Source organism: Peterkaempfera griseoplana (assembly GCF_001418575.1).
In the GTDB taxonomy this organism is placed as follows: domain Bacteria; phylum Actinomycetota; class Actinomycetes; order Streptomycetales; family Streptomycetaceae; genus Peterkaempfera; species Peterkaempfera griseoplana.
Genome location: NZ_LIQR01000796.1, coordinates 1 through 1,172, shown reverse-complemented (window position 1 = coordinate 1,172; position 1,172 = coordinate 1). Strand labels below are relative to the sequence as shown.

The following is a 1,172-nucleotide window of genomic DNA, read 5'->3' as shown; positions in this document are numbered from 1 at the left end:
GTCCTCGGGGTGGGGGCTGGGGTGGTCACAGCTCGAACTTGATGAAGATCAGGTCGGTCACCTCGACGTCCAGTCCGGTGCCCTGGAGTTGGAAGTAGGCGTCGGCGACGCCTTGGCCGAGGATGTGTTGGGCAGTGGTTTCGTCGCCGGCGTCGCGGGCGGCCAGGAGGGCGGCGGTGGCGGCGGGGGTGAGGTCTTCGTTGAGCTGGCGTTCCCGGCGGTCGTCGCTGGTGCCGTTGGCGCCGGTGAATCCGAACCGGGCGGTGAGGTTGGCGCGCAGTCCCCGGGCGCGCATGGCGGCATCGGCGCGCTTGCCCAGGCGGGGCCGGAAGGCCTTGCGGACCTCCTCGTCCAGGCGGGCGGCGAAGGCGGGCGGGGGGTTCTTGCGCTCGCCCTTGAGGTAGCGGCGGATGGTGTGGGGGTGGACGCCGAGGAGCTCGGCGACCTGCCGGGTCTTACCGTGGGCCTGGCGGTGGTGGACAGCTCGCCGATGAGCTGGGAGCGCATCGCCCACAGGGCGTCGATGACCTGGCCCATGGGTCACTCGCCTCCGGTCAGGACGGCGTCGGTGCCGGCCTTGATGCGGCGGGCGGGATTGATCTGGGCCTGCTCGGCGAGGTCGAGGTACCACTGCATGGTCTGGATGCCCTCTTCCTTGACGTAGCCGGGGTTGGGGCCGAGGTGGAAGCCGCTTTTGTGGCCGCACAGCCATCGGATGTCGGGGGTCGGGGAGGCGTAGACGACGCAGTCGGTCAGGACGGCCAGGGGGGCGGCGCCGGTCGCGGTGAGGGTGGCGCGGATCTTGCGGTGCAGGTTGACGCGGGAGCGGGAGATGACCGCGGCGCGGATGTCGGGTCGCCAGGTGGGCCGGTTAAGGGCGGGCCAGGGGGCGTGGGGGTCGCCGGCGCGGCGGCCGATCTCGTGGGGGCGTTCGCGGAGCTTGCCGATGGCGCCCTTGAAGGTGGACTTGATCGCGGCCAGCACCATCAGGTCGGTGGCGTGCTCGGCCTTGAAGTCGTCGTCGGTGAGCTGTGCCATGGCGGTGAGGAAGGCGTCGGGGTCCATGCCGGGGGTGACGCCGAGGGCGGCCATCGTCTCGAGGTAGCCGCGGGTGAGGTGCTCGTACCAGGGCTTGAGGTAGGGGCCGTTGCCGAACGGCGGTGGCGGGTTGG

At 71.4% G+C, this 1,172-nt stretch carries 1 protein-coding gene and 1 pseudogene; both read right to left on the bottom strand.

All coding sequences use genetic code 11. The annotated features are described in order from the left end of the window. Positions 1 to 25 precede the first annotated feature (25 nt). Positions 26 to 514 (bottom strand): telomere-protecting terminal protein Tpg, encoded by a 489-nt coding sequence (gene tpg, locus AOK09_RS36875; protein WP_055591508.1) that lies wholly within the window; start codon positions 512 to 514, stop codon positions 26 to 28. 26 nt (positions 515 to 540) lie between these two features. After that, a pseudogene (locus AOK09_RS36870) lies at positions 541 to 1,172 on the bottom strand (telomere-associated protein Tap); the annotation flags it as partial.